The organism is Qingrenia yutianensis (assembly GCF_014385105.1).
Taxonomy (GTDB): domain Bacteria; phylum Bacillota; class Clostridia; order UMGS1810; family UMGS1810; genus Qingrenia; species Qingrenia yutianensis.
In genome coordinates this window covers 13,973-28,873 of the sequence record NZ_JACRTE010000007.1, presented here as the reverse complement: position 1 = coordinate 28,873, position 14,901 = coordinate 13,973, and the positions used below count along the sequence as shown (strand labels likewise).

Sequence of the window (14,901 nt, the reverse complement as noted above, 5' to 3'; positions counted from 1 at the left end):
CCGCGCTAATTTTTATCGTAATATTCGTCAAGAATTTTGGTATCTATTCGGTTAAGCTCTTCACGGGGCAGAATTCTCAAAAGCTCCCAGCCGAGGTCGAGCGTTTCGGTAATGCTTCGCTCCTCGTCTTTTTGCTGACTTAAGAATTTCTCCTCAAACTGCTTGCCGAATTCTATATAAAGCTTGTCGATTTTTGAAAGTTCGTCCTCGCCGATAACCGACGCGAGCGCTTTAACCTCGGCAACGTTTGCGTATGCCGCGAAAAGCTGGTTTGCGACGTCGTTATGGTCGGCGCGCGTGTAGCCTTCGCCGATACCGTCCTTCATAAGACGCGAAAGCGACGGCAGAACACTTATCGGCGGATAAATTCCGCGCTGGAAAAGTCCTCTGTCCATAACAATCTGACCCTCTGTGATGTAGCCCGTAAGGTCGGGGATAGGGTGTGTTATGTCGTCATTCGGCATTGTAAGAATAGGTATCTGCGTAACCGAGCCGTTTTTGCCCTTTACCATACCTGCGCGTTCGTAGAGTGACGCAAGGTCGGAATAGAGATAGCCCGGGTAGCCTTTTCTTGACGGGATTTCGCCCTTTGACGACGAAACCTCACGCAGTGCCTCGGCATATGACGAAATATCGGTCATAATAACCAGAATGTGCATATTATGCGTGAATGCCAAATATTCCGCCGCGGTGAGCGCCGCACGCGGAGTGATAATTCTTTCGGTAACGGGGTCGTTTGAAAGGTTTAAAAACATAACAACCTTTTCGAGCACACCGCTGTCCGAAAACGCCTTTTTAAAGTAGTTAGCAACGTCGTTTTTAACACCGATTGCCGCGAAAACTATGGCAAAATCACTGCCTTTGTCATCTGCGATTTTCGCCTGTCGTGCAATCTGCACCGCAAGCGCGTCGTGCGGAAGTCCGTTGCCCGAGAAAATAGGCAGTTTCTGTCCGCGGATAAGCGTTGTCAGCGCGTCGATTGACGAAATTCCCGTTTCAATGTAGTTACGCGGATATTCCCGCGATACGGGGTTTATCGGCTTGCCGTTTACGTCTGCCTTGATGTCGGGATAAATGTTTCCGAGTCCGTCAATCGGTTTTCCCACACCGCTGAACACTCTGCCGAGTATTTCTTTTGACAACGGCAGTTTTAACGGCTCGCCCGTAAGATGTGTTTTTGTGTTTATTTTCGAGATGCCCTCTGTGCCCTCGAAAACCTGAACAACCGCCTTGTCGCCGTCGATTGAGATAATCTGTCCCATTCGTTTTTCTTTTCCGCCGACGTCGATTTCGACGATTTCTTCATATGACGCGCCCTTTACGTTTTCCAAAACAACCAAAGGGCCCGAAATTTCTTTAACACCCAAATATTCTATTGCCATTTACTGCACCGCCTTTTTTGGAGCATATCGTGCGCCGATTTTGTCAAATTCGGTTTTGATTTCGTCTGCATATCTGTCAAACGCGGCAAAATCGTCGTTTTTAACGTCATATTTTACAGAAACAAGCTTTTCGGTGAGTCCCGTCTGATGAATTTGCGAAACGGGAACGCCCATTGCAATGAGCTTTTTCGCCTCCTCGTAGTAGGTAAGGCAGGTTTTCAGCATAAGGTACTGCTTTTTGAGCGGTACGTATGTATCTGTCGGGTTGAAAGCATTCTGCTGTAAAAATCCCAGACGGACGATTTTTGCAACCTCCAGAACCAGCCTTTGCGAGTCGGGCAGAACGTCCGAACCGATAAGCTTTACAATTTCCATAAGCGAACTTTCTTCGGTGAGGATTTTTTTAATCTGCAAAACAACGCTGTCAAAATCCTCGCTGACGTTTTGGTCAAACCAGTCTTTTAAGTCGTCCGAATATTCCGAATAGCTTGTAAGCCAGTTTATCGCCGGGTAGTGCCTCTGATAAGCAAGCGAGCGGTCGAGCGCCCAGAAACAGCGTATAAAACGCTTTGTGTTCTGTGTGACCGGCTCGGAGAAGTCGCCGCCCTGGGGCGAAACCGCGCCGATTATGGAAATCGAGCCTTTTGTGCCGTTTAAATTGTCCACCATTCCGGCTCTTTCGTAGAATGTGGAAAGACGCGACGGAAGATATGCCGGGAAGCCTTCTTCGGCAGGCATTTCCTCCAAACGTCCCGAAATTTCACGCAGTGCCTCCGCCCATCGCGAGGTGGAGTCTGCCATAATTGCAACGTTGTAACCCATATCGCGGTAGTATTCCGCAAGCGTAACGCCTGTGTAAATGCACGCCTCACGCGCCGCAACAGGCATATTCGACGTGTTCGCGATAAGGATTGTTCTGTTCATAAGCGATTTTCCCGTTCGGGGGTCAATCAGCGCGGTGAAATCTTCAAGCACCTGTGTCATTTCGTTTCCGCGCTCACCGCATCCGATATATACGATAATATCGGCGTCGCACCATTTTGCAAGCTGATGCTGTGTCATAGTTTTTCCCGTTCCGAAACCGCCCGGGATTGCCGCCGCACCGCCCTTTGCAATGGGGAAAAGCGCGTCGATAACCCTCTGACCGGTGATAAGCGGTTCGGTGGGAGTTTTTCGCTCGGCATACGGGCGCGCCTTTCGTATCGGCCATTTCTGGCAGAGCGTAACATCGTGCTCTGCGCCCGTTTCGTCTTTGATTTTTATAATAACGTCGTTTATGGTGTATGAGCCGTCTTTTTCGGCAAATGTAACTTCGCCGTTCAAACCGGGCGGAACCATAATTTTGTGAACAATGGATTCCGTTTCGTCGGTTTCCGCAACAATGTCGCCGGCTTTAAGCTTGTCGCCGACCTTTGCGCTTATGCGTACGTCCCATTTTTTCTCGGTGTCAAGCGACGAAACGTCCATTCCGCGCTCGATAAACGCACCGCTCTGCTGTTCCATAACAAGGAGAGGACGCTGAATACCGTCGAAAATTGAGCCGATAAGACCGGGTCCCAACAGCGCGCTCATAGGATTTTTAAGTCCAACAACCTCTTCGCCTGCGGCAACGGAGGTCGTTTCCTCGTAAACCTGCACAATCGCGCGGTCGCTTTCAAGCCCGATAACCTCGCCGATAAGCTTATCTTTTCCGACTTTTACCATTTCCATCATTTTAAGCTCGTCGGTGCCTTTAACCGCAACGACAGGACCGTTTATTCCGTAAATATAACCGTTTTTCATTTATTCGCACCTGCCTTATATAACATCTATTGAAAAACCGCTGTTTTCAAGGAAGGTTTCCCTTAAATTTTCAATGCACGACGAGAACGACATATTGCACGCAATATTGCCCTCGCCCGATACGATAACACCGCCGCTAAGACCGTCTTTAAACTCCGCTTTCGCGTTTAATTTTTCTGCGATTTCTCCGCCGGTTTCTTTGTCCGACGTATCGAAAGTGAGAGTGATGTTTTTTCCGCCCACCTCGTCTATGCCTTTTTTGGCGCATTTTTCAAGATAGTCTTTGTATTCACCGCTTTTTTTATAATCCGCAATTTTGCCTTTCAAATCGGCAAAAAGCTTTTCTATAAGCATTTCGCGGTGCGAGAAAACCGCCTTTTTGCATTCGGTGATTTCTTTTGAAACGTTTCGGTGGTTTTCGGTGCTGATTTTCGTCTGATTTTCTTTAAGCATTTTTGAAAACTTTTCACCGCATTTTTTTGAATATTCGTCAAGTGCGGTTTTTTTGTCGTTTTCGCATTTTTCCAATATTTTATCTCTCGCCTTTGCCGCCTGGGTTAAGGTGAGATTTGTAAAGGTTTCGATTTTTACATCAAAATCCGCCATATCGTTAAGCCTCCTAAAGCTTTAAGCCTATTGCTTCGCTGACATAGTTTGTAATAAAATCTTTTCCGCGTCCCGAGCCGTGACGGTCGGGAATTTCAACTATGAGCGGTTTGTAATGCTCAAGCTTTACTTCTTTTATAAATTCGGGAAAGCTTTTTGTAAGTTTTTCCGTGATGAGAAGTATTGCAATTTCCCCGTCGTTTACGGCATAGCCGAGCGCTTTTTTTACCTCGTCCTCGGTATGCGCAACAACTCCGTCAATGCCTGCAAGACGCAGTCCCGTGGCGGTATCGACGTTGTCGCTGATTAAATACATTTTCATAAAGAACGCCCCAAATTATTAGAATTTACTCAAGATTGTGAATGAAACGAGAAGTCCGTAAAGTGCGATACCTTCTGCAAGAGCAACGAAGATAAGCGCTTTACCCATAACCTTCGGGTCTTCGCTGATAGCGCCGAGCGCCGCGCTCGATGCCGACGCAACCGCGATACCTGCACCGATTGTTGCCATACCTGTAACAAGCGCCGCCGCTATGTATGCAAGACCTGCCGTGTTAGATGCGTCCGCAGGTGCCGCAGATGCCGACGCGAACACGCAAACGGTGGAAACCACAAGAATTGAGAAGAACGAGAAGATGTTTGACAAAAGCGCTGTTTTTCCGCTTTTTTTGCTTTTTTCGCTCTTAAAATAAATGCCGAAAGGAACAACGATTGAAAGTACCAACAAAACACTGATTAAAGTAGTCATAATTTTTTACCTCCGAATTTTTAAACATTATAAACTTACGCGTTAATTTTTTTTGCACTTCGAAACTCGCGTCCGCTTCCCTCGAAAAATCTGCTGAATATTTCGTAGAATTCAAGACGCAGAACCTGTATGCCGACGATAAGACCTTCAAGTCCCATAACAAGCATATTGCCGAGGATTACAACAACAATGCTTGCACCGCCCGACGCCATCTTTGAGAACACAAACACAACGCCCATCATTCCGACGTGGTTGAGCGCGAACGCACCAACTCTGACAAACGATACCGTGTTTGTGACAAAGCTCAAAATTATCTCAAACAGCTCAAAGAAGTTTTCCAGAACAAACTCGCCCTTTGTGCCTGTAAGATAGGGTCGTTTTTTGCGGATAAACCTTGTGAGAGGCTCCTTCGCAAATACAAGTATAAGCGGAATTACAATAAATATTGTGTTATAAACAACCGTGAACGGGTTTATGCCTTTTATAAACAAAAGCACAATTCCGATTATAACCGCCCAGTAGAACACAAGTCCCGCAAGACCGTTCTGCTCAAAAAATACCTTGCCGTATTTCTTGGTTTTTATGCCGTTTGCAATGTTGTAAATCATTGCGATTGTGATTATAACACAGCCGAGCGACACAGTTGCAAGAAGCACCGGCATAATGTTTTCCATCGGGTGGACGGTGAACGGGAGGTTTATAATGTCCTCGTAGCCGAACACACTGCCGAATACACAGCCGAATATCATTGAGCTTACGCCGGCGAGCGAAATTATCGCCGCAAGGTCGATTTTCTTGAATTTGTAAAGCAAAAATCCGCCGATTGCAAGAACCGCGCCCTGTCCCAAATCTCCGAACATTATGCCGAACATAAGTATGTAAGAAAGTGCAACGAGCGGAGTCGGGTCAATTTCGTTGTAAGACGGCAAGCCGTACATTTTAACGAAAAACTCAAACGGCTTAAAAAATGCGTTGTTTTTAAGCAGAGTAGGCGGTGTGACATAGTTTTCAACGTCCTTCGCGTCCTCGATTACCAGCGAAATATCCTTGTGCCGTTCAACCTTTTTGTTCAAATCGGCAATGGTTTTTTTATTTGCCCAGCCGATTATGTAGAAAGAATTTTTCGCAAACGCGCCGAATTTTCGGTATTTGTAAACCGTTTCTTTTTCTTCCAAAAGCGAAAGCATACCGAAAATCTCGGCTTTGTGGCTTTCGTAAATTTCTTCAAGTTTTTTCTTCGCCTTTGTGATTTTTGCTGTAAGCTCGTCATTTTCGCTTTCAAGCTTAAAAATCGCGTCTTTCGGCGTTCCGCTTGCCTCGTTTGATATGATTGTGCGCTCAAAATAAAGCGACGAGAAAATTCTGTCTACTTTTTCGGCGAGCGTTCGGGGCGTGAAATAAACTCCCCAGACATAGTCTTTGTCCTCACTGCCCTTGAAGAAAAACGCCTCAAGCTCCTGCAAATATTCTTCAAGCTTTGCATAGCTTGCTTTCGGGAGTTTGCCGAACCGAAGTGCGGTAAACTTAAAACTCAGCAAATCTTCAAGATTTACGTTAATTTCCAAAAGCGGTTTCAACTGCTCGATAATTTCGTCGTTGTGCGCTTTTTTGTCCTCCAGCGCTCTTATCTCCTCGGTGAGCGTCTTTTTTTCGCTCCGGATTTTCTGAATGAGCGTGTCCGCGTCATCGGCGCTGTATGAATTTTCATCTTTCACGGACGTGCCGCGCACAAGATGGTGCGTGCTTATGATGCTCCTCAATTTTTCGAGAACGCCGATATACGGGTTTTCGTCCTCAAACGGCTTTAACGCCTTGTTTCCCTCCAAAACGTTAAGCGCGTTTTCAAGGTGAATATCAGAGCCTGTCACAATGTACGAAACCGCGTCGTCGAACTGTTCAACGGGACCGACGATGCTTACTAAACTTAATTTTTCAATGCTCAATTATAACACCACGCTTTTTAATATGTTTTAAATTACAAGAAATTTCCTTGTTTCCTCCTCGGTGAGCGAGTATCTGATGCCCTCGATTACCGAAATTATGTTGCCTGCTTCAATGCGCCGCAGCTGAAGATAACACAAAATTGCGGTTGCGCTGTAAGGATAATTTGCCTTTAGTTTTCTGTAAAAATCCTTTAAAAAGACCTGAATTTCAAATTCAAGCTCACCGCCGTTAAAAATTTTGCCGTAGCGCGTTTTTTTTGCGAGGCTTAAAAATTCGTCTTTCCGTGCGTTTACAAGGCTTGCCACGTCTTTTTTGCCGATTTTGTAGTAAATCGGAATGATGTAGCTGAAAATTGTTTCGTTATCGGTTTCAAAGTTTACTTTGCACCGGTAAATCCACTCCAAATTCAAAAGGTCAACCTTTGTGCCGAAGTATTTTAAGAAAATTTCCTTTTCGGTTTTGTCCGAAATGTGTTTTATCGACTTTGCAACCAGATTGTAAAAATACACATCAAGCGTCATTTCAAACGTAAAAACGTCGCATTTGTCTTTTGCTTTAAGCATAGACGATAAAACGCTGAAACATTTTACTGTTGAAATATAGCCGATAAGGTCTTTTATGCTTTGCGAATTGTAGGCTTCGTTTAAGTCGAAATGCAAATGCTTTTTCAAAAATTCGTCCGAATTTTCAGCGTGTTTTTGCTGTTCGCCCGCGTTTACCGCACGTGCGATGCGCTTTAAAAGCCCCAGCTCAAACTGCATAAAATAAATGCTCAAAAACTTTTTTGTGCCCGAGTCTGCAAAGTTGTAAAGCTTTTTAAACTCCAAAATCATCTGCGTGCCGAGCCGTTTTTCCAAATCGCCGCGGTGCGCCTCTTTGTCGTTTATGCCCGAAAGCACAAGGTCAAGCGACTCAAATTCCTTTAAAAAATGCGCCGCCGCCGAAACGGTGGACATTTTCAAAAGACGGTCATAATCGCTTTTGGCGAGCATTTTGCCTTGCATAGACCGGATTTTTGTGCCCATTGCGGCGTGTTTAACCGTGACTGCCATTTTTTAATCACACCTGCCCCAAAACTTTTTTAAGCAAACCGTCAAGCCATTTTCCGCAGTTTTGCTCATACATTTTGTCGAGCTTTTCTTTTGCCGCGGCGGCCGATTTATCGGCGTCTTTTATAAGCTTTTCGGCTTCTTCCTCCCCGGCTTTTTTGAAAGCGGAAATACTTTCTTCATACTCGGCATTTTTTGCCGCATAGATTTTTTCTTTCTCCGCTTTTAAACTTTCATCAAATTCAGCCTGTGCCTTTGATGCCGGCGCGATAATTTCCTGCGCTTTTTTCTCAATGCCGATTATTGCGTTGATTGCGTCATATGCCATATTCTCACCTTCCTGACGAAAAACAAAAATATTTTTATCTAATTCCTCAAGCTGTGTATCGGCGCCGGAATTCTTCCTCCGCGCGCGATAAACTCCGAGGAGTCGAGATTGCTTACTTTCATAACGGGCCCTGTTCCCAGAAGTCCGCCGAATTCCACTATGTCGCCCACCTTTTTGCCGGGCGCCGGGATAACCCTCACCGCAGTGGTTTTGTTGTTTATCATACCGATTGCCGCCTCGTCCGCGATGATTGCCGAAATGGTCGATGCACTTGTGTCGCCGGGGATAACAATCATATCAAGACCGACCGAGCAGACACAGGTCATTGCCTCGAGTTTTTCAATCGAGAGCGCGCCCGTTTTAACAGCGTCAATCATTCCTGCGTCTTCGCTTACGGGGATAAATGCGCCCGATAATCCGCCCACGTTCGACGCGGCGAAAATTCCGCCTTTTTTAACTGCGTCGTTGAGCAGTGCAAGCGCTGCGGTTGTGCCGTGCGCACCGCATTTTTCAAGACCCATTTCCTCCAAAATATATGCAACGCTGTCGCCCACCGCGGGTGTCGGCGCAAGCGATAAATCCACTATTCCGAACGGCACGTTAAGCCGTTTTGATGCCTCTTTCGCAACGAGATTTCCCATACGCGTGATTTTGAAAGCCGTTTTTTTGACGGTTTCCGCAACGGTTTGAAAATCGCGTCCTTTAACCTTTTCAAGCGCGCATTTTACAACTCCCGGACCGCTTACTCCGACGTTTATCACACATTCCGCCTCGCCGGCGCCGTGGAACGCGCCTGCCATAAACGGATTGTCCTCAACCGCGTTTGCAAAAACAACAAGTTTTGCGCACCCGAACCCGTCGCTGTCTTTTGTAAGCTTAGCCGTTTCCTTTATAACCTCGCCCATTTTTTTCACCGCGTCCATATTTATGCCGGCTTTTGTCGAGCCGATGTTTACCGACGAGCAAACAAGCTCGGTTTCGGAAAGCGCCTCGGGGATTGCGTAAATAAGCGACGTATCGCCGACGGTAAAGCCCTTGTGAACCAGCGCCGAAAAACCGCCGATAAAGTTGACGCCCACAGTGTGCGCCGCCTTGTCGAGAGTTTTTGCGATTTTAACAAAATCGGACGGCGAATGTCCCTGCCCGATAAGCGAAACGGGAGTTACCGAAATACGCTTGTTTATAATGGGAATACCGTATTCCGCCTCAATCTGCTTACCCACCTTTACAAGGTTCTCTGCTTTTTTTGTCACCTTATCATACAACTTTGATGTGAGTTTGTCAATACTTTCCGACGCGCAGTCGAGAAGCGAAATTCCCATCGTGATTGTGCGTATGTCAAGGTTCTCTTTTTCAATCATATTTATGGTTTCAAGAATTTCTTTCTGATTTATCATAACGCTGTCCTCTCGTTATTAAATTTTGTGCATCGAGTTGAAAATATCCTCGTGCTGAATGTTTATCACAACGCCAAGTTCTTTGCCTTTTTTTGTAAGACATTCCGAAAGATTTGAGAAGTTTTCTTTCATATCTTTAAGGCTCACCGACATAACCATTGTGAAAACGTCGCCCATAATCGTTTGTGAAATATCGAGAATATTAACGTTTAATTCCGATAAAACCGTGGTGACACCGCATATGATGCCGACCTTGTCTTTTCCTACAACCGTGATAATCGCGTTCATATTTTTCTCCTTTTTGTTTTTGTGTAGATGTTTGTGCATTTTCAGCGGTGCTTTTGTGGGCATCGCACCCTACAATTTATTAAAACAAACCGTGTTCCCGTAGGGGACGATGCCTATATCGTCCCGTTTCGGTTTTGGCACCCGTCCCGTTTTTACATTTCATGACGTTTGCGCACCGCCTCGTAAATCATCAATGCACCGGCAACCGACGCGTTGAGCGACGTCACCTCGCCGTACATCGGGATTTTCACCAGAAAATCGCACGTTTTCTTGATAAGAGGCGAAATTCCCTCGCCCTCACTGCCGATAACTATTGCAATATTTCCCGAAAAATCCTGTGTGTAAATTGTGTTTTCGCCGTCCATATCCGCGCCGATAACCCAAATGTTTTGTTTTTTTAATTTTTCAATGGTCTGCACAAGGTTTGTAACCTTTGCAACGGGGGTGTATTCCACTGCGCCAGCCGATGATTTTTCGCATACCGGCGTGAGCGACGCACTGCTGTGTTTTGAAATTATAACGCCGTCCGCGCCTGCCGCATTTGCCGTCCTTATTATCGCGCCGAGATTGTGAGGGTCGGTAATTCTGTCCGCGATGACGATAAAATGCGGTTTTTGTTTTTTGTCCGCCGCGGCAAGAATTTCGTCAACGCTCGCGTAGTCTTTCACGGGCGCGATTGCGATAACTCCCTGATGCGATTTCGTTTCGCTCATCATATCGAGTTTTTGTTTGTCAACCTCGGATATGATGATTTTGTTTGCACGTGCAAGAGCAAAGATTTTTTTTGCCGAGCCTTGGATTTCGCCCTTTTTTATGTATATTTTGTCAATCTGACGTCCCGATTTGAGAGCTTCCAGCACGGGATTTCTGCCCTCGATTTTGGACGTTTTTTCAAATTCGTTCATTATAAATACCTCAAAAATTAAGCTTAAAAGGGAACCGCATAACCAACATACGCGACCCCCTTGCCTGCAATATTATTAAATTTTATTCCGCGAGATTGAATTTGTCGCAGATTGCGTTAACCGCTTTTTCCGCGTTTTTCTCGCTGATGAGCACCGAAACTTTAATTTCCGATGTTGAAATCATATGAATGTTAATTCCTGCCTCGCACAGCGCCTCAAACATTGACGACGCAACGCCGGGGTTGTTTACCATACCTGCGCCGACGATTGAAACCTTGGCGAACGAGTCCGCCGCTTTAAGGTCCTCAAAGCCGATAACCTCTTTGTTTGCGCAAAGAAGCTCAACCGCCTTCTGCATATTCGATTTCGATACCGTAAAGCTGATGTCTTTTTTGTTTTCTCTGCCGATTGACTGGAGGATTATATCAACGTTTATGCCGTTTTTCGCAAGCAGTGAGAACACCTTAAACGCAACGCCGGGTTTATCCTCAATATCGCAAAGCGAAATTCTCGCAACGTCCAAATCGTGCGCAACACCTTTAACCAACATTTTTTCCATATTGTTTACCTCCTTAACGACAGTTCCTTCATTATTATTAAGCGACGACCTTACGCAAAGGTTTACATTGTATTTTTTCGCCATCTCAACCGAGCGGTTGTGCAGAACGTTTGCGCCCATACTTGCAAGTTCAAGCATTTCGTCAAACGAAATAACGTCCATTTTCTTGGCATTTTTCACAATTCTCGGGTCTGCGGTGTAAACTCCGTCAACGTCGGTGTAAATTTCGCAAAGGTCCGCACCCAGCGCCGCCGCAAGCGCAACCGCCGAAGTGTCCGAGCCGCCGCGTCCGAGGGTTGTGATGTCCTCATATTTGTTAATTCCCTGAAATCCCGCAACAACAACAATGTTTTTGTGTTCCAGTTCTTTTTTAATTCTGTCCGCGCTGATTTTGCTTATTCTCGCGTTTGAATAGCTTGTGTCGGTGGTAAGCCCCACCTGCCAGCCCGTGAGCGAAATTGCCGGATAACCCAGCTCGTGTATCGCCATTGCAAGCAGAGAAATCGAAATCTGCTCGCCTGTGGAAAGAAGCATATCCATTTCGCGTTTGGACGGATTTTTTGAAATTTCCGCCGCTTTTTCAATCAAATCGTCGGTGGTGTCGCCCTGTGCCGAAACAACCACAACAACCGAGTTGCCTTTTTTGTAGGTTTCGATAATTCTTTTAGCAACATTAAAAACTCTTTCCTTATCTGCAACCGAGCTTCCGCCGAATTTCTGAACGATTAAACTCACCTTGCATTCCCCCTTTTTATGATAATACCAAAAATGTACTTATAATGTCTTTGTTAAGCTCATTTAATTTATTTTCAAAATCTTTTGCCGTCATTTCGTCGGTTACAAAGCCGATCTCGCCGTCTTCCGCGTCGATAATCTGTGCGCCGTCAAAGATTTTTTCAATCTCCGCTTTAACGCTTTCTTTATCGTCTGCTTTAACGCGCGCAAAATGCTTTGATACCGAATTTTCGCTGTTTTCCAAAATGCCGCCGCCGACGTCCTCCCAAACGGGCGAATCGGTGTTTTCACCGCTTTTTGCAATTTCTATAACGTCGGATACAACTGCGCTTGCCGTGGGAAGTTTGCCTGCGCCTCTGCCGTAGAAAAGCGCGTCGCCCACCGCATTGCCCTTGACCAAAATCGCGTTAAACACGCCGTCAACGCTCGCAAGCGGACTTTCGTCCGGCACAAAGCAGGGCGAAACGTACACGTCAAGCTTGCCGTTTTCAAGCGCTCTGCAATGACCGCAAAGTTTTATTACGCAACCCGACTTTTTTGCGTATTCCACGTCGGTAAGGGTTACGTTTCTTATTCCCGTAACGGGGATTTTTGTGCTGTCAACATATTTGCCGAACGCAAGCGACGTGAGAATTGCAATTTTTCTCACCGCGTCGATTCCGTCAATATCCGCCGACGGATTTTTCTCGGCATATCCCTTGTCCTGCGCCTTTTTTAGCGCATTTTCCATAGTTTCGTCTTTGTTTATCATCTGCGTTAAGATGTAGTTTGTCGTGCCGTTCAAAATTCCCGTGATTTCGGAAATTTCGTTCGCCGCAAGGCAAAGCTTGAGCGGTCTTATAATGGGAATACCGCCCCCGACGCTCGCCTCAAAAAGGTAGTGAACCCTGTTTTCGGACGCAAGCTTCAAAAGCTCGCACCCGTGCTTTGCGACAAGTTCTTTATTTGAGGTTACAACGCTCTTTTTCGCCATGAGCGCACGTTTTGTAAACTCATAAGCAGGGTTTACTCCGCCCATAACCTCAACAACAACACTAACGTCGGTGTCGGTCAGTATATCGTCATAATTTTTTGTGAAAAGCTCTTTTTCAGGGTGAGAATTAAATTCTCTTATGTCCAGTATATGCTTAATGTCGATTTTTGTTCCTGCGCGTCGGGTTATGCCGTCGGAATTCTTTCTGATAACTTCGTAAACGCCCGAACCGACCACGCCGTAACCTAAAATTGCTATACCAACCATCTCTTGCCTCCGTTAATTTGAATTTTGCAAATTTTTTCTTTTGCAAGTTTTACTCTTTTTAATTGCAAAATTATATCATACAATGCGTCAAATGTCAAATTTTAAGAGCCTAAAACAACAACAATATTATTGCCGTTCGGAGGTAAAATTTTGTGGAAATTTTTTTGAAAATTCGTCCAATTTGTCAAAAACTTCTGCCGTGGTGTCCTTTTTTGTGGGCGTTTTGCCCGAAACCTCGGCTTTTATATCAACTTTTGTGCCGAAAATTTTTATAATAAATTCTCTTATTTTTTCTTTGTTTGTAAGAATTGTCGCGCGTTTTTCCTCGTCCTGGACTTTTATCGTCAAAATGCCGTTGCCGTCCAGCACGGAGGTGTCTTTTAGCGCAAAATACACCGTCAGCTCACCGTCTTTTATCGCGCGGTTTATAACCTCGCCCCACGACGCGGAGATTTTTTTGAGCGACGCGTTTTTGTTTGTCTGATTTTGCGCCTTTTCCCCGGGAATTTCCCCGCTGTTTTCAGGTTCGCTTGCCTCGCTCGGAATTTGCGCGTTTTCCGTTAGTTTCGCAGGTTCAAAATCGGGTGAATTTGAATTTTCGGAAAATTCATCTTGCAAATTTGCACTGTTTTGCGGTGCGTCCTCCCACGGAGGGAGGTCGGACGGACGGGAATGGTTTTCGGGTTTAACTTCCGTGCTTTCAGTCGATTTTCCGTCCTGTGACGTCAAACTTTGCGTGTCTGAAACGGGCACAAAATTTCCCGACGATATAGACGCGACCTTTTCTTCAAGACGTTTTATCCTGTCCAAAAGTGCGTCGGCGCCTGTGCATAAGTCCGGCTCGCTCATACGCGTGATTGCAACTTCTATAAGCGTTTTCGCGTTTTTGGTAAATTTTAAATTGCTCACAAGCTCATTCAAAACATTTATGCAAAACATAATATGTTCGTGCGTGAAATTTTTTGAAATCGACAAAATTCTGCCGTTCCGTTCGGCGTTTCCGTCGCCGCTCGGCGCGCCCGTTACCGAACAAACCATAATCTGCGCAAAAATATCCAGCGCGCGCACGGCAAAATCGTCAATGTTTTTGCCCGTGTCGAGAATTTTATAAAACGCGCCGATTGCGCCTTTTGCGTCGCTTTTGCCGACAAAATCGGCAATGTCAAGCAGCGACGCGTCATCAAGACCGCCGAGAATTTCCACCGTGTCGTCATAGGTGAGATTGTCGTGCTTAAACGCAAGGCACTGGTCGAGAATACTCAAAGAATCGCGCATTGAGCCGTTTGCAAGATACGCCACATATTCGATTGCCGAGTCCTCCGCGGTCACGTTTTCGCCCTCGAGAATGGTTTTAATTCGGCTTGTTATGTCGGACGGCGAAATGGTTTTGAAATCGAACCGCTGACACCGCGACAAAATCGTAGCCGGGATTTTGTGAACTTCCGTCGTTGCAAGAATAAAAACAACGTGTTTGGGCGGTTCTTCAAGCGTTTTCAAAAGTGCGTTGAACGCGCCCTGTGAAAGCATATGCACCTCGTCAATGATATAAACCTTGTATTTTGCCACCGTCGGGGTATACTGCACCTGTTCTATAATCGAACGGATATTGTCAACGCCCGTGTTTGACGCGGCGTCGATTTCGATAATATCCATCACAGTTTCGTTTAAAATTCCCTTGCAGATTTCACATTCGTTGCACGGGTTGCTGTCAACAGGGTGCTCGCAGTTTATGGCACGGCTTAAAATTTTTGCCGTAGACGTTTTGCCCGTTCCGCGCGTGCCGGTAAAGAGGTACGCGTGAGCAAGACGGTTTTCGGCAATCTCGTTTTTGAGAGTTTTTGTTATGTGCGTCTGACCGATAACGTCGTCAAAGGTGAGCGGACGCCATTTTCTGTATAATGCCTTGTATGCCACGTGAAAACCTCCTTTTTTATTATA

Annotated in this window: 14 protein-coding genes; all 14 read right to left on the bottom strand. The window is 45.8% G+C overall.

Annotation, left to right across the window (positions count from 1 at the left end):
* Positions 1–5: 5 nt before the first annotated feature.
* Complete coding sequence (locus H8706_RS07275) at positions 6–1,382, bottom strand: V-type ATP synthase subunit B (RefSeq protein ID WP_178348631.1); 1,377 nt, start codon at positions 1,380–1,382, stop codon at positions 6–8.
* Positions 1,383–3,164, bottom strand: a complete 1,782-nt coding sequence (locus H8706_RS07270; protein WP_262432097.1) for a V-type ATP synthase subunit A — start codon at positions 3,162–3,164, stop codon at positions 1,383–1,385.
* A gap of 15 nt (positions 3,165–3,179) precedes the next feature.
* Positions 3,180–3,770, bottom strand: coding sequence for a V-type ATP synthase subunit E (locus tag H8706_RS07265; RefSeq protein ID WP_262432096.1), 591 nt, complete (start codon positions 3,768–3,770; stop codon positions 3,180–3,182).
* 13 nt (positions 3,771–3,783) lie between these two features.
* Positions 3,784–4,092 (bottom strand): V-type ATP synthase subunit F, encoded by a 309-nt coding sequence (locus tag H8706_RS07260; RefSeq protein WP_178348628.1) that lies wholly within the window; start codon positions 4,090–4,092, stop codon positions 3,784–3,786.
* A gap of 18 nt (positions 4,093–4,110) precedes the next feature.
* Positions 4,111–4,518 (bottom strand): ATP synthase subunit C, encoded by a 408-nt coding sequence (locus H8706_RS07255; protein WP_262432095.1) that lies wholly within the window; start codon positions 4,516–4,518, stop codon positions 4,111–4,113.
* Between the two features lie 35 nt (positions 4,519–4,553).
* Positions 4,554–6,461 carry a V-type ATP synthase subunit I gene (locus tag H8706_RS07250; RefSeq protein WP_262432094.1) on the bottom strand — a complete coding sequence of 636 codons (1,908 nt, stop codon included), beginning with the start codon at positions 6,459–6,461 and terminating at the stop codon, positions 4,554–4,556.
* 27 nt (positions 6,462–6,488) lie between these two features.
* Positions 6,489–7,514, bottom strand: coding sequence for a V-type ATPase subunit (locus H8706_RS07245; RefSeq protein WP_262432093.1), 1,026 nt, complete (start codon positions 7,512–7,514; stop codon positions 6,489–6,491).
* Between the two features lie 7 nt (positions 7,515–7,521).
* The gene (locus tag H8706_RS07240) at positions 7,522–7,839 is read right to left on the bottom strand and encodes a hypothetical protein (protein WP_178348624.1); all 318 of its coding nucleotides are present in this window, start codon (positions 7,837–7,839) and stop codon (positions 7,522–7,524) included.
* Between the two features lie 38 nt (positions 7,840–7,877).
* Positions 7,878–9,236, bottom strand: coding sequence for a PFL family protein (locus tag H8706_RS07235; RefSeq protein ID WP_262432092.1), 1,359 nt, complete (start codon positions 9,234–9,236; stop codon positions 7,878–7,880).
* Between the two features lie 18 nt (positions 9,237–9,254).
* Positions 9,255–9,524, bottom strand: coding sequence for an ACT domain-containing protein (locus H8706_RS07230; protein WP_178348622.1), 270 nt, complete (start codon positions 9,522–9,524; stop codon positions 9,255–9,257).
* Positions 9,525–9,676: 152 nt separating this feature from the next.
* Positions 9,677–10,429: a 23S rRNA (guanosine(2251)-2'-O)-methyltransferase RlmB gene (gene rlmB / locus H8706_RS07225; RefSeq protein ID WP_262432091.1), complete on the bottom strand. Its 753-nt coding sequence runs from the start codon at positions 10,427–10,429 to the stop codon at positions 9,677–9,679.
* 82 nt (positions 10,430–10,511) lie between these two features.
* Positions 10,512–11,723: an aspartate kinase gene (locus tag H8706_RS07220; RefSeq protein ID WP_178348620.1), complete on the bottom strand. Its 1,212-nt coding sequence runs from the start codon at positions 11,721–11,723 to the stop codon at positions 10,512–10,514.
* A 16-nt stretch (positions 11,724–11,739) separates the two neighbouring features.
* Entirely contained in the window at positions 11,740–12,963 is a 1,224-nt protein-coding gene (locus H8706_RS07215) for a homoserine dehydrogenase (protein WP_262432090.1), read from the bottom strand.
* 126 nt (positions 12,964–13,089) lie between these two features.
* Positions 13,090–14,877 (bottom strand): DNA polymerase III subunit gamma/tau, encoded by a 1,788-nt coding sequence (gene dnaX / locus H8706_RS07210; RefSeq protein ID WP_262432089.1) that lies wholly within the window; start codon positions 14,875–14,877, stop codon positions 13,090–13,092.
* Between the last annotated feature and the right edge of the window lie 24 nt (positions 14,878–14,901).

What these genes read in the sequence shown, in the direction of transcription:
- H8706_RS07275 (WP_178348631.1), bottom strand. Translation starts at nt 1,382, where the DNA reads ATGGCAATAGAATATTTGGGTGTTAAAGAAATTTCGGGCCCTTTGGTT.
- H8706_RS07270 (WP_262432097.1), bottom strand. Translation starts at nt 3,164, where the DNA reads ATGAAAAACGGTTATATTTACGGAATAAACGGTCCTGTCGTTGCGGTT.
- H8706_RS07265 (WP_262432096.1), bottom strand. Translation starts at nt 3,770, where the DNA reads ATGGCGGATTTTGATGTAAAAATCGAAACCTTTACAAATCTCACCTTA.
- H8706_RS07260 (WP_178348628.1), bottom strand. Translation starts at nt 4,092, where the DNA reads ATGAAAATGTATTTAATCAGCGACAACGTCGATACCGCCACGGGACTG.
- H8706_RS07255 (WP_262432095.1), bottom strand. Translation starts at nt 4,518, where the DNA reads ATGACTACTTTAATCAGTGTTTTGTTGGTACTTTCAATCGTTGTTCCT.
- H8706_RS07245 (WP_262432093.1), bottom strand. Translation starts at nt 7,514, where the DNA reads ATGGCAGTCACGGTTAAACACGCCGCAATGGGCACAAAAATCCGGTCT.
- H8706_RS07240 (WP_178348624.1), bottom strand. Translation starts at nt 7,839, where the DNA reads ATGGCATATGACGCAATCAACGCAATAATCGGCATTGAGAAAAAAGCG.
- H8706_RS07235 (WP_262432092.1), bottom strand. Translation starts at nt 9,236, where the DNA reads ATGATAAATCAGAAAGAAATTCTTGAAACCATAAATATGATTGAAAAA.
- H8706_RS07230 (WP_178348622.1), bottom strand. Translation starts at nt 9,524, where the DNA reads ATGAACGCGATTATCACGGTTGTAGGAAAAGACAAGGTCGGCATCATA.
- rlmB (WP_262432091.1), bottom strand. Translation starts at nt 10,429, where the DNA reads ATGAACGAATTTGAAAAAACGTCCAAAATCGAGGGCAGAAATCCCGTG.
- H8706_RS07215 (WP_262432090.1), bottom strand. Translation starts at nt 12,963, where the DNA reads ATGGTTGGTATAGCAATTTTAGGTTACGGCGTGGTCGGTTCGGGCGTT.